The sequence below is a fragment of the Legionella micdadei genome (genome assembly GCF_000953635.1).
In the GTDB taxonomy this organism is placed as follows: domain Bacteria; phylum Pseudomonadota; class Gammaproteobacteria; order Legionellales; family Legionellaceae; genus Tatlockia; species Tatlockia micdadei.
On the sequence record NZ_LN614830.1, the window covers coordinates 3276961 to 3291295 of the forward strand.

Below are 14335 nucleotides of genomic sequence, written 5' to 3' on the forward strand. Positions count from 1 at the left end.
AAAATAAATTGGTTATGAATGATACCTTGAAAAAGGTTGTACTGTCATTTTAAAAGAATAGCAGTTCCCTAGTGGAGCGACTTGAACTCTAACCCGTCATGGGTTTGAAGTATTGTGTCCGCACTGTATGAGCCACAATCAACTGAAGTAGCAATCGTGTAAGTTCGCTCCTTTGCATAAGGCTCTAAAGAGGTAAGGAAAGGACACGGGGAAGGGCCTTCACTTACGGCAGCTTGCATTACGATATTGTACTTTAAGTCCTGCATTGCTTTTTTCGCTTCAATTCTTTTTCTGTCTACATCGCTACTGGGTTCTCGCCAATCCGAACTTGCCGCTTTAGAAACCGTTTTTGTTTTTTTAACATCTTCCTTCATCGCCGCTAAAATCATTTTAAATAACAGCGGGTTTAGAGACGATGAGGTTATCCCCCCTTCTGCAAAGATAAACGCAAGGATTCTTTCATTGCTAAGATTAGGGTATTTTTTTTCATCAAAATAACTTCGAACAGTCTCTCCTCTTGCCCGATTACTCAAATAATACGAATACCATGGCCCTTCATAAGTGGTTACTGCGGAAAGGACTATTGCTTGAAACTTTTCTCTGGGCAATTTAGCGACCCAATCATACATTGCTTCCTGCAATAAGATGACATTTCGTTTTGCGTGGATATGATTAAATCGCGGATCATTTAACACAAATTCCCTTGCCTTTTGTGCATAATAAAAATTATCAAATTCTTCTTTATTGCAAGCAGTGCGCACACTAAGCAAATTCACATCAACTTGCTCGGTATCTGCGAGCATTTGCGGAATTAAGTTGGCAATTAAGCGAGTATTTAAAGAGTTACTTTCAAGGCCTCCCACACTTAAGATAGTCCCCAACCGATCAGCACCGCTATCTCTCGTTGAACTGGATAAAAATCCTAGCACTAAACTTGCACGCTTACGGTTTGAAAGAAAATTATAGAAACTCGGTTGATACTCTTGCTCGATAATTGCCTGGATATACTTATCGAGTTGCCCCTCAGGAAGTTTATTTGCCCACTCAAATAATGCCGTCAAGCAGGCAGTTACTACCTCTTCATCAGTGTGCTTGCGCTTGAGTAATGCAGGATAATCGTGCTCGGCGTCAGCACCAAGAGCTTGGTCTTTTGAAAATAAATGCCTTTGGAAATTTAATCCACCATATATTCGCTGCAAATCATCAGCAATGGTAGTGAAATCGCGAGCCCAAACACTTAAATCCTCTTTGCCTAAAATTGAATAAAGCTCCTTTTCACAGCCATGAATAAGCTTTATCATTTCTTCAAGGAAAGCATTATTTTTATCTGATGTCAGTTCCTCCAACTTTATTTTGTAGTAAGCACTGCAGCATCTATGAAGGTCTTCGATAAACTGCTCTAAGACAATAAGCCCCCGCCGCAGATTATTTTCCGGATGACAGTCGAGTTGCAAGGATTCCGTCATTTTTTCCGGCTCGCCTAAAAGCATCCAAGCCTCTGCTAAACTCGGATCGAACACCGCACTTTGTTGCTCTTTTTTAGTCATTGGAATAGGCACCGCCCTAAGCTCATTTGCCAATTTGTTGGCGAGAAGTTTTGCCTCCTCCAGGCACGAACTCAGCGCCAGAAAATGTGAATCCCGCCAAATCTTGTGGTAATGTTTTTTCATCCTTGCAAGGTTGTAGCGCCCCTCTGGGGCAACATGGTAAGCATCTAAAATGGAGTCAGTGTTTAACGATTTACCTTCTGCTTTTTTCCATTGCTCTGCCATTTTTTGATTCTGCATTTCTGCCCACTCATAAATCCTTTTAAACGCTGAGGGTTTATTGCGCAAAAAATTAGCAAAACTAGACACAGCAGTCCCATGTCCGTTATCTTTACAACCCTGATAATAGATAACAGCCGCACGAAACTCGCCGAATTCTTTCTGAAAAACAGCAACCATATGATCAATAAAAAGTTTCTTGTCAGTTTCGCTATTAAATATGCTGGGGTATTCTTGCTCACACTCTGTTTTTTTCGCAAAATCAAGTGAACTGTAGTCGAGTGTTAAATCACCTAAATATTCTTCAAGGCGTACACGCAACATTTCTGGATCAAAAGTAAGTAACTCCTTCAGCAGGGCCTCAAACATTTGTTCCTGGAAATCGGTAGATCCCGCTAATGATTTAAATGCTTCGGCGGCTAAGTGATGCTTATAGTAGTTAAAATTCCCCGGCCTTTCGTTAGCTGGCCAATGTGTTCTGTTTTGCACATTGGGAAACGTATTTAATTCGTGATCTTTTAAACTCATTCCTTTTTTGGGAATCGGTTTTAAAAATCCATCAATAAGCCGCCCCCCTTTCATGATGCGCGTGATGTGGTAAAGAAACATGTCCCAATCGATTAACCCGTACAGACTAAAATTATCGGGATGGCGGTCATCGCATTTATATCGCCAAGCGGCGATCAATAACTCCGCAACATTATGTTTGATTAAGGTTTCTTTCGAAGGGCAGACAAGCTCTTTTTCCTGTGGATCCTCAGGAACTGATTTACTTCCTTTACTGAGTAAAGGCTTATAACCAGGTAATGCAATCGAAACCGTACCCACTATTTTTTGACCTGTTTCATCAAAAACAAGCCTGTCTTCAGCAGCCCTATCCCCTAAGGCGAGACGAATCGCAACGCTTACAGCAACAGAATATTTGGCTAAAAGATCGGGATAATCAGCGGCAAGGGGTTTGAAAAATCCTTTCTTTACGGAGCCATCAATATCCGTAAATTGAACTCCTTCAACAGCATGGCCTGATGGGGTAATTTCTTGTCCTTCAGCCTTAGTTAGCTGGCTAATCCGCAACGCCTTCAATGGCACAGCCATAGCTCTTCCTTACTATTCAATTCCTATTTTTATCCATATAAACAGAAAATAAACAGTAGTTCAATAGTATTAATAACGGCTAGACTGCATTTTCATGAAATAATTTGTAGATTAGCTGGCCAAATCAGGACTGGGTATTCGAATTAAATTTGTCCACCCATGCTTTCTAGGTTGAGCGCGCTTTTATATTGATATTCGTATTTGCGCAGTAGAAAGAAACTTAAAATAGCTACTGTACTGACTAAAAAGCCAGGTAGCCAAATTGCCCCAAACTGGACTGCTTGCTCGGCAACAGGCAAGCTTACAGCCCCCAAACTAGCAGCAAGAGCCCAAACGGTTGAAACCCCACGACATCGATATTGGGCTGGCAATTGCAGATAAAGCAAATAATAGAGCGAGGAGCAAAGCAAGGCATTTGCCAAAGCATAAGCTAAAACGGATAGCAAAACGCCTACTGACATAAGACTACTCGTAAAGAAAAAAAGGAGGGGAGCGGCTAAAGTGATCACCATCATGCTTGCCCGCATTAAATGGTATACAGATGATGGCTTAGAAAAATAGGCAATGGGCACAGCAAGCAGAGCGGAGAGCAATTGCGCTATCGAACCCGTCCAAGCACATTGTGTTTTACTCCATAATTGTTGATCGATGGCAAAGGATACCCAAAATACATTGCATAGATAGACCGTTACACCGACATAAGCCCCCACAATGGCAATATTAAACAGCCCGCGCCAGTGCATTGGCCAAATTTCTTTAATAGAAAGCGTATTTCTTTGAAATTCGGGAGATTCACATAAGCGTTTGCGTAGATGGCAAACCCATAACGATACCAGGGCAACAATGGCAAAGATAATCCGCCATGCCCATAAAATAGTATTGTGCTGCAAAAGGGCAGCGATTCCCGCACCTAGAAACATACCCAAAGCACCGCTGGCTGCCACTAAACTGCCAGCCAGTAGCGGCTTAGCAGGGTGGTGTTCAACTAAAAACATGGCTGAGGTATTAATTTCGCCACCCAAAGCCAAACCTTGGGCAATCCGTAAAATGAGCAAACCCCAAGTAGCCAGCAGGCCAATTTGCGCGTAACTAGGAAGCAAACAGATCCCTAATGTGGCCAGCCCCATTAATGCAGCAGAAAAAACCATCGGTTTACGCCGTCCGTTCAAATCGGCCTTCCTTCCAAAAAACCACCCGCCTACAGGGCGGGCAAGGTAAGCTGCAGCAAACAGGGCAAAACTTAAAGTCAAGCTGTAGGAGGAAGGCGGAAAAAAATCGTTCGCAAAGACTGATTTTGCCAAATAAAGATAAAGGCTAAAATCCAACCATTCAAGGAAAACTAAGGCTAATACAAGCAATAAATTAGTTCGTTTTATCATCCTGCCGGTGCCGCCATGATCTCAGTAGCTGTTTCTTCAAGGATTTGCTTGTTGAGGCTGTTTAACGCTTCGCTTGAGGCTGGTCGATAAAAGAAGAGAAAATCACCCGTATTCTTTTGGTGGACCCAATTAGCAATACTCAGGGTAAATACTAAGGTGAGTATATTCACAATCACCATCATTGCAATTCTTGCTTCAGGATCTCTATCGATTTCCACAATATCAGTGATGTGTTTTGCAGCCTGGTTGAGTTTATTCGTGAATTCTCCAAGTGCATTTTTTTGCTCTTTAGGTTCACACGGATTTATTAATGCCTCATAAAGCGCCTGGTATAACCCTTTACGATATTCTGGTTCAGAAGCACTCAGCTGCTGCCATTTATCCTTTGCTTTGATTTTCAGTCTACTTCTTATTGTTTGGCATTCTGTCTCGACGCGTAAAACGGCTTTATGGAATTGCCTGCTTTTATCATTGTCCTTGGCCAAGAATTCAATGACCTGATCATTAAAATTAAGTGCCCTTAGCCTGTTCATCAGGATTAGGCTCTCATCCAAATCATAACCTTGTGCTTTATTGCGTTGGCCTGCAACATTTTTCTCGATGTTTTCAAACTCCGGCCATGTCCTACGATTCACAATGCCATCATGGAGTAACGTTATGAGATAAGGTTGTTGTTTGTTTACCCTACCCATCCTTGCCAATAAAAGACGAAAATCATGCCCTTTGCTGTCATCCTGCATCGCCAACTTAAAGGCAAGTACATTCTCGGGACCCACTTGGCCAAGTTTAACCAATGAGGCTGCAATTTCATCCTGTAATGGTTGCTCTTTATCTAATAAATCTGCAGCTGGGAGATGCAATTTATCTAAGGCCAGAATTGCACCCGCAAGAAATGGACTCTGTAACAAAGAATCTAAAGAAACCATAGAACCTTGCAAATTACAGCTGATTAATGCATCAATAACCTGTGGAACCTTTGCTACAGCCACTTGGCGATGCGCATCTAAAGATGAAAAAAAGGCAAATACGTGCTCATATAAAACCCTTCTTTGCTCCTCAGGTACAGACTTCTCTTTCAGTTTTTCTGATAACAATTTGATAGTACGACCTGTGTCCTTTGCGAGCTGCTTGCTTTTTGTCATTTGCATGTCCGAAGAAATGCCATGATGACTTGCGATAACGAATGCATTTAATTGCTCTATAATGAGCCCAGTTAGGTGTTGAGCTGACTCCTCATCCTCTTCGCGCAGCAAAGAATCCTGTCCTTGTATATACGGTTTGAGTTCATCCCAGGAGATTTCTTTATTTAAAAAACGTAAAATTCCTGGTAAAACTCCCTTGAGATAGCCACTTAGTGTTTCTTTTGCTTTTTGCGTTTTGATCAAATCAGCAATAACGAATAGGAACTGACAAGTAAATGGCGTAAGCTGATTAAAATTAAATTCAATACCTAGATCGAACAATGTACTAGCTGCCTGATGTAGCCTAGGCGAGAATGCCAGCTCTTTGATTTGTTGCACAGAACAGTTCTTTTTATGAGCAAGGATAACCAAATGCGCTAACCCCGGATATGTCCTGAAATCTTCTAAAAGTTGACGAAATTCGTCAGCATTAAGGGCGTTTTGGCTCACTAAAATAAGGCTTGCTTTTCTTAAGGTTTCGGTTTCAAGTTGATGAATCTCACCTAAAGCCACAAAAAGGCTTTCATTATTAAGTACATGGGTAATGCAGGGCTTTAAATTGCAACTTTCGAGCAAATTAACTGCTGAAACAACAACGGGATTTAACAAATAAGCAGGTAAGTTTAAAAAACCCAGTTCATTCAGGATGCAACCTGCTTTTATTTGATCTTTGCTATGACAATAATAAAGCGAAGCCAAAAGAGCATCACCGGGATTTTTTACGTATTGTTCAGCTAAAGCAGCCAGTAATTGAGGTGATAATGGTCGATTAGTCAATCGAGCCGTTCCTTCATATTTCGGCAAAATCTGAGCGAAAAAGTCATTCGCATGCATTAATAGATCGAAACCCTCTGCCGGCTTGGCTGCTAGATAATTAGCAAGGACAAAAGGATCAAATACTTTCTTCAATACCTCTGAAATTTTCTTTTTTCCTAAACATTCATAGATTGCTTGAAGATTTTTTTCGGAAATATCAGGGATATTTAACAATAACTTAGTTATCACTGCATGGCGATACGCATCTTGCGGAAATTGCCATGGCCATTTGGCAAGGTCTATGATTTTTTGCCAAATTTGCTGATCTTCTATTTGTTTAAGCTGAAGCAATAACTCCGAACAATGATCACCTTGCGTAAGAAATCTCAAAACTTCTGTTTTGAACGGATCCGCCAGTAAAATCGGTAAAAAATCTTGATGCACATTTGATAAGTTAGATAGTTTTTCTACAAAAACATTATCGCTGCGTATTGCCTCTTGCCTTTCATTCAAGCCATATCGGTCAAGCAGTAATAAAATGGTCAACTGGGCTTTATTTTGTCTGTCGTTATCACCACGCTCAAATGCACTAAGAAGCTTGTATAACTCTGTCTCTGGATCCAAGCAAGCTTGAATTTGCTGCGGTGAAGGTTGCAAGTCATAATCAAGCAACAATCTAAGCTCTTTACTCGCTAATATTTTTGGGATTTCCTGCTCAAAAAATGCCAATAATTCATCATTAACGACAAAGTTAGATTCTGAAACCGCATTTTGAAGGAACAATTTAATTATTTCTGCGCAAGGATTCAGTTCTTCGTTAAGCGTAATTATGTATTTAATGAATTTTGCGAGCCTAGGTGAGCCAATCGCCTCAATAAACTCATCCTTGGTTTCGGCTCCGGACTTTATTTCACACGGCAGCTTGCGATAAGGCCTAGGATCAAACGGGGTCAAAACTTTAATATCAACATTTTCTGGCTGCAAATGGGGATTTTTCGAAAGGCCAATTAGCCATTTTGTCGGATCGTCTTTTCGAAAGTAGAGGATTAGGCCATGCAAGTCCTTGTTTTGATCAACATAAGCAAAACAAATATTATTGGTGTTTGCAATAACATCTTCATCCTCCTCTCCTTCCTTAAAAAAAGGTAAAGGCAATTTGTGTCCAAACAACAAAAAAAGATTACCTGCTGACATATTGCCCTGGGCATAACTGCGGATGGAACTTTGGTTACTCAACCACACACTTCGGTGATGCATGCATTCGGAAGCAGTTCCAAAAAAGCGGGTACGTTCTACATCGATTCGGATAGCATTTCTTCTTGCATCATAAGCAATAAACCCAGAGCGACCAAATGCGGAGTAGACTGTTTGCGCATCGCCTTGAATTAAAAAAAGCATAGCATGACCCTTCGATTGTAAAGCCTAGTCTATTATACCGTATTGATGGTAAATTGTGCTGATAAATTTTAATCAAATTTGTATGTTTTTTGTTAAGAAATCTTGTTTCGTACCCCACGTCATCGAGGGATGGCGCGGAGGGTTACACGATGATTATCCTTAAGTATTACTCGAAGACACTTGTAATTCCGTCACATTTTGTAATCCACGAGGTAAGCGATTACCACGACGGCCTCTTTCGCCAAAATAATGGTTAAGGTCACCGGATTTCAACGTAAAGCGGCGTTTACCTGCATGAACGGTCAATGCATCTTCTGAAAAAAGAACTTGTAAATCGATAAGAAACTCCTCACGCTGTTCTGCTTTCACTGAGGGAATATTAATTAATTTATTCCCCTTTCCACGGGAAAGCTCAGGAAGCTCTTTTATCGGGAACACGAGTAAACGTCCAATACTCGTGACAGCAGCAATGAACTGCGACTCTTTGTTGGCAATTAACCTTGGCGGCATCACTCGGCTGTTTGCTGGCAATTTAATACAAGCTTTGCCATTGCGGTTTTTTACATACAATTCCTGTAATTGGGTGATAAAGCCGTACCCCGCATCACTCGCCAATAGCACCCAATCTTCTGGCTCACCTGAAATGAGTCCTTCAAAGGACATGCCATCTGCCGGATTCAATTTACCTGTTAAAGGCTCTCCTTGGCCGCGGGCAGAAGGGAGAACATGCCCAGGTAAGGTGTATACCTTTCCTTCACTATCAAAGAACACAACCTGTTGATTGCTACGTGCATTGGTCTGCGCTTTAAATTCATCGCCTGCTTTATAGCTCAATTCCCGGCCGTCAATGTCATAGCCTTTCGCAGCACGAATCCATCCTTTCTGTGAAAGCACGACTGTGATAGGCTCATTGGGTAGAATATCTTCTTCTTTTAAAGCCTGTGAATCTTGGCGCTCGATCAACGGCGAGCGCCTAACATCGCCGTATTGGTCTCTATCGGCAATGATTTCGTCTTTAACTAAATTCTTCAACCTTTTTTCGCTTGCTAAAATCGCTTGGATTCCATCGCGCTCAATACTTAACTCATCCAACTCACCGCGCAGCTTAATTTCTTCCAATTTAGCAAGATGACGCAATTTCATTTCTAAAATAGCCTCAGCCTGCCTTTCGCTCAGCTTAAAGCGCTCCATTAAGCCTTGTTTTGGATTATCGTGTTCGCGAATAATAGCGATTACTTCATCAATATTGAGATAAGCGATAATTAAGCCTTCTAGCACATGGATCCGATCAAGTATCTTATCCAGACGATGCTGTAATCGCCTTTGCACGGTCGACAAACGATAAGTTAACCATTCTTGTAAAATAGCTAATAACCCTTTTACACGCGGCTTACCATCCAGACCAATCACATTAAAATTGACACGATAACTGCGCTCTAAATCCGTTGTAGCAAATAAATGAGACATCAAGCCTTCAACATCGACTCGAGTAGATCGAGGCGTAATAACAAGTCGAGTAGGGTGCTCATGATCAGACTCATCCCGCAAATCTTCAATCATGGGTAATTTCTTTTGCTGCATCTGTGCCGCGATTTGTTCGATGACCTTAGCTCCAGATACTTGATAAGGTAGGGCAGTAATAACAATGTCATGCCGTTCTTGGCGATAAACGGCGCGCAGTTTTATTGAACCATTTCCCGATTCATACATTGCCTTAATAGCAGTGCTGGGAGTAATTATCTCGGCTTCGGTTGGGAAATCAGGGCCTTTGATGTAAGCGCAGATTTCATCTAAACTTGCCTGAGGGTTGTCTAATAAATAAACACAAGCGTTTGCAACTTCGTTTAAATTATGCGGTAAAATGTCAGAAGACATACCAACAGCAATGCCAGTTGCCCCATTAAGTAGCACATTGGGTAACCTTGCGGGTAAAAGCGCAGGTTCTTGCAAGGTGCCGTCAAAATTGTCGACCCAATCTACAGTGCCTTGCTGTAATTCCGAAAGTAGTAACTCAGCATAAGCAGATAATCTAGCCTCAGTGTAGCGCATAGCAGCAAACGATTTCGGATCATCTGGCGAGCCCCAATTTCCTTGGCCATCCACAAATGGATAACGATAAGAGAAAGGCTGAGCCATTAACACCATTGCCTCATAACAGGCTGTATCACCATGTGGATGAAATTTACCTAAGACATCCCCAACTGTCCGCGCTGATTTCTTATACTTAGCAGTCGCCTTAAGGCCTAATTCCGACATTGCGTAGACAATACGCCTTTGCACCGGCTTTAAACCATCAGCAATATGAGGTAGTGCCCTATCGAGAATTACATACATGGAGTAATCAAGATAAGCTTTTTCTGTAAACTCAGTGAGCGGCTTACGTTCTATCGCGTCATTCATAATTTTCATGATTTAGCTTCAGTTTGCAGACATTACCACGTTAGGGTAAGCGATTTATAAGATTGACTATTTTATCATTAATTACTGACCTGGCGAATAAATATGGATTGCAATCTGTGAATAACTTTGCTTAATCTTTCAAAATTAGAACATTATTCTTGTATCTTATTGAAAATTAATGTTTTTTACCAGGAATATTCATAATTACTTTTTTATCCTGTGGATAACCTTGTGAATTAATAGATGAATAAGTGAATAACTTCTTGTTAAAACTAAAATTTGCAAGCACTTATTTAGCTCTGGAAAAATTAGCGGTTATTCAAGTAGACTCAATCATTAGCCCATTTTATTTGGATTCAGATGAAAAATCGTATTTTGATTGGGGTATCTTCTTGTCTTATCGGCGAGAAAGTTCGTTTCGACGGAGGGCACAAACGCGATAGTTACATTTGTGATCTCCTCGCTAATTACGTTGATTTCCTACCTATTTGTCCTGAAGTGGCGATTGGTATGGGTGTACCCAGACCTGCAATTCGGCTTGTTGGCGATCCCAAATCACCTCGCTTGGTGGAGGTAAAAAATGTTGAGCGGGACTACACCTTGGCCATGCTTGAATTTGCTAATGAGACAATGCAGCAATTAACTCACATCAGCGGCTATATTTTAAAAAGTCAGTCACCCAGTTGTGGCCTAAGGCGCGTCAAAATCTATCAAGGAAAAGGCCAAGCCCCCCTATCTGGCCAAGGTTTATATGCAAAAATATTAGAAGAGCAGTTTCCATATTTACCCATTGAGGAGGAGGGTAGGCTAAATGATCCTAGGCTTCGTGAAAATTTCATCGAGAGGCTATTTGTCTATCATGATTGGCAAGTAACCAATGAGCCAGGCCTCACAGCTCACGCACTTATCAACTTTCATACCCGCCATAAATTAACATTAATGGCCCACCATCCGTCAAAAAGTCGCGAATTGGGGCAATTAGTAAGCCGTGTTGATAAAAAAAACATAGCTTCTTTGGCTCCAGAGTACCTTTATAAGCTTATGAACACATTATGCTATATTGCAACACCCAATAAGCATGCGAATGTACTTATGCATTGTTTAGGTTATTTTAAAAAAATACTGACTAAAATGGATAAACAGGAACTGGTTAACCTAATTGAACAGTATCAGCAAGGCTTAGTACCTTTAGTTGTTCCTATTACCTTAATCAATCATCATCTAATCCATTACCCACAACCTTACCTGGAGGGCCAAAGTTATCTGTCACCCTATCCAGCGGAGTTAATGCTGCGAAACCACATTTAAGGCCAATGTGACCAGTAGATCCCCGAGATACAATTTTCGGGAACTTTAATGAACTATTATTGGTTTAGGGATGATTAATTAAGCGACGTTTCTTTACAACACTCCGTTCCCATTTGCCGATGAACTTCCTTTTGGGTGATTAATGCACCAGTCGCAAGATTTATCAGCTTGAGCTATTTGGCAAATTAGCCAGGCATGTACAACCGACCAGAAGAAACTAGCTTTTGCTTTGTACATCATGGCAAGTGAAAAGTAGAGTCTTTTTTAAACAGTGGTCGCCGCCAACACTTCAAATGCATCTCAGCGACCATTTTGGAGAGCGCTGCCTGAAAAACAGCGCCGAAAACATATAGATTATTTAAGATCTTTTCTAACTTTCTTAATCGCACGTATCTGGGCGACAGCACGGGCTAATTCAGCAGCTGCAAATGAATAATTTAATTCAGTGTTTTTATTCGCAATTGCTTCTTCCGCTCGTGCTTTAGCTGAAAGGGCAGCGGCTTCGTCAAGGTTTTCAGCACGCTCCACAGTATCGGCCAAGACAGTGACGCAGTGAGGCTGTACTTCGAGCATACCGCCAGAAACGTAATAAATTTCTTGCTTGCCTCCCGGTAGAGTCACTCGGATTTCTCCGGGTTTTAGAACCGTTAGCAAGGGGGCATGTCCGGGGGTAATCCCGACTTCGCCAAGCTCGCCAGTAGCAACGACCAGTTCTGCGATACCAGAAAATACTTCTTGCTCAGCACTAACGATATCTAAGTGCGTTGTTATTGCCATGTCTGTTTGCCTCATAAGGTTTTAGCTTTTGCAACAGCTTCCTCGATGCTTCCAACCATGTAAAACGCTTGCTCAGGTAAGTCGTCGTACTCACCAGCAAGAATTCCTTGGAATCCTTTGATGGTATCCTTCAATGAAACGTACTTACCTGGTGAACCGGTGAACACTTCGGCAACGAAAAATGGCTGTGAAAGAAAACGCTGGATTTTACGTGCACGAGAAACCACACGCTTATCTTCTTCAGATAATTCATCCATACCCAAAATAGCGATAATATCTTTTAATTCTTTATATCGTTGCAGAGTTTGCTGAACACGGCGAGCAGTGTCGTAATGTTCTTGGCCAACTACCAATGGATCCAATTGTCGAGATGTCGAATCTAAAGGATCTACCGCAGGATAAATGCCTAATTCTGCAATTTGGCGCGATAGTACGACTGTAGCATCTAAGTGGGCAAACGTTGTCGCAGGTGATGGGTCAGTCAAGTCATCCGCTGGCACGTACACTGCCTGAATGGAAGTGATCGATCCTGTTTTGGTCGAAGTAATCCGTTCTTGCAGCATACCCATTTCTTCTGCCAATGTTGGTTGGTATCCTACTGCTGAAGGCATACGGCCTAATAAAGCTGATACCTCCACTCCCGCAAGAGTATATCGATAGATGTTATCGATAAACAACAGCACATCCCGACCTTCATCGCGGAATTTCTCTGCCATTGTTAAACCTGTCAAAGCAACACGCAACCGGTTTCCTGGTGGTTCATTCATTTGTCCGTAAACCAGTGACACTTTATCCAAGACATTAGAGTCTTTCATTTCATGATAGAAATCGTTACCCTCGCGAGTACGCTCTCCAACTCCAGCAAACACAGAATAACCGCTGTGCTCATGAGCGATATTACGAATTAATTCCATCATGTTTACGGTTTTACCTACACCAGCACCGCCAAACAAGCCCACTTTACCGCCCTTTGCGAAGGGGCAAAGCAAATCAATTACCTTAATACCTGTTTCAAGTAACTCTTGGCCACCAGCTTGCTCTTCATAGCTTGGCGCTTTACGATGGATTGCCCAATGCTCATCAGCTTCAATAGGGCCCGCTTCGTCTACTGGGCGGCCTAAAACATCCATAATTCGTCCAAGGGTTTTTTTACCTACTGGAACGCGAATCGGCTCCCCTGTGTTTTGCGCCTTTACTCCGCGTTTCAAACCATCGGTGGTACCCATTGCAATTGTGCGTACAACACCATCACCTAGTTGTTGCTGTACTTCAAAAACTAAGTCGCCTTCAACGAGCTTTAGCGCATCGTTTACTTTGGGCACGCTTTCGCGGGGAAATTCTACGTCGACCACCGCACCAATCACTTCAACTATTGTTCCTACACTATTCATCGTATACCCTCTTATAAAGCGGCTGCACCACCGACAATTTCCGCCAATTCTTGAGTAATGGCAGCTTGTCGGGCTTTATTATAAGCCAATTGAAACTCTTTAATTAAGGCGCCTGCATTATCGGTCGCGCTTTTCATTGCAATCATTTTTGCGGCTTGTTCGCAGGCAATATTTTCTACCACTGCTTGATAAACTTGCAGCTCAATATAGCGTTCCAATAAAGCGTCAAGTAACTCTTTGGCATCAGGCTCATAAATATAATCCCAGTGATGCCCAAGTGTTTTGCTGTCTTCTTCCGCTATAGGTAGCGGCAACAACTGTTTGACATTTGGCTTTTGTGTCATGGTGTTTACAAACTCGTTGTTAGCTACATACAAGGCATCAATTTCACCTTGATAGAATGCATCTAGCATGACCTTAACAACACCAATTAATTCCTTAATACCCGGCTTGTCGCCAAGTTGATCAACGGATGCTATGACTCGCCCGCCAACACGCTTGAAGAATGCTTGACCCTTGCGGCCAATCACGCAAAGATCAATCTCTTTCCCCTCCTGCTGCCATTGACGGAGAACTCGAATCGTTTCGCGTAATAGATTTGAATTCAGTCCGCCACACAAACCTCGGTCGGAGGTAACTACTATAACACCAATTCGTTTAATATCGCGATTAACCATAAAAGGATGACGATATTCCGATGTTGCACGAGCTATATGCCTAACGACATTGTATATTTTAGTTGCATAAGGTTTTGACGCGCGCATTCTGTCTTGAGTTTTGCGCATCTTGCTCGCAGCAACCATCTCCATAGCTCGCGTAATTTTTTGCGTGTTTTTAATACTCGCAATTTTTGAACGGATCTCTTTCGCTCCAGCCATATCTTG

8 protein-coding genes are annotated in these 14335 nt (G+C 41.9%); 1 reads left to right on the forward strand and 7 read right to left on the reverse strand.

What is annotated here, in order from left to right:
* Window positions 1-68: 68 nt before the first annotated feature.
* The 4 genes from LMI_RS14580 to parC all read right to left on the reverse strand — a co-directional run bounded on the left by LMI_RS14580 (window position 69) and on the right by parC (window position 9975).
* On the reverse strand, window positions 69-2861 hold the full coding sequence (locus LMI_RS14580) for a hypothetical protein (protein WP_045100434.1): 2793 nt from the start codon (window positions 2859-2861) through the stop codon (window positions 69-71).
* A 143-nt stretch (window positions 2862-3004) separates the two neighbouring features.
* On the reverse strand, window positions 3005-4240 hold the full coding sequence (locus tag LMI_RS14585) for an MFS transporter (RefSeq protein ID WP_045100435.1): 1236 nt from the start codon (window positions 4238-4240) through the stop codon (window positions 3005-3007).
* Window positions 4237-7575, reverse strand: coding sequence for a hypothetical protein (locus LMI_RS14590; RefSeq protein WP_045100436.1), 3339 nt, complete (start codon window positions 7573-7575; stop codon window positions 4237-4239). Before LMI_RS14590 ends, LMI_RS14585 begins: the two co-directional genes overlap by 4 nt.
* A gap of 159 nt (window positions 7576-7734) precedes the next feature.
* Window positions 7735-9975 carry a DNA topoisomerase IV subunit A gene (parC, locus tag LMI_RS14595; protein ID WP_045100821.1) on the reverse strand — a complete coding sequence of 747 codons (2241 nt, stop codon included), beginning with the start codon at window positions 9973-9975 and terminating at the stop codon, window positions 7735-7737.
* Between the two features lie 360 nt (window positions 9976-10335).
* On the opposite strand from parC, the gene LMI_RS14600 reads away from it, so the two are divergent.
* Window positions 10336-11283 carry a YbgA family protein gene (locus LMI_RS14600; RefSeq protein ID WP_045100437.1) on the forward strand — a complete coding sequence of 316 codons (948 nt, stop codon included), beginning with the start codon at window positions 10336-10338 and terminating at the stop codon, window positions 11281-11283.
* A gap of 354 nt (window positions 11284-11637) precedes the next feature.
* Here the strand turns inward: LMI_RS14600 and LMI_RS14605 are convergent, their stop codons facing one another.
* From LMI_RS14605 to atpG, 3 genes are read right to left on the reverse strand one after another with little or no spacing between them, the layout of a single operon-like run.
* On the reverse strand, window positions 11638-12060 hold the full coding sequence (locus tag LMI_RS14605; RefSeq protein WP_045100822.1) for a F0F1 ATP synthase subunit epsilon: 423 nt from the start codon (window positions 12058-12060) through the stop codon (window positions 11638-11640).
* 11 nt (window positions 12061-12071) lie between these two features.
* The gene (gene atpD / locus LMI_RS14610; RefSeq protein ID WP_045100438.1) at window positions 12072-13451 is read right to left on the reverse strand and encodes a F0F1 ATP synthase subunit beta; all 1380 of its coding nucleotides are present in this window, start codon (window positions 13449-13451) and stop codon (window positions 12072-12074) included.
* Window positions 13452-13462: 11 nt separating this feature from the next.
* Window positions 13463-14329 (reverse strand): F0F1 ATP synthase subunit gamma, encoded by an 867-nt coding sequence (gene atpG / locus LMI_RS14615; RefSeq protein ID WP_045100439.1) that lies wholly within the window; start codon window positions 14327-14329, stop codon window positions 13463-13465.
* Window positions 14330-14335: the final 6 nt, after the last annotated feature.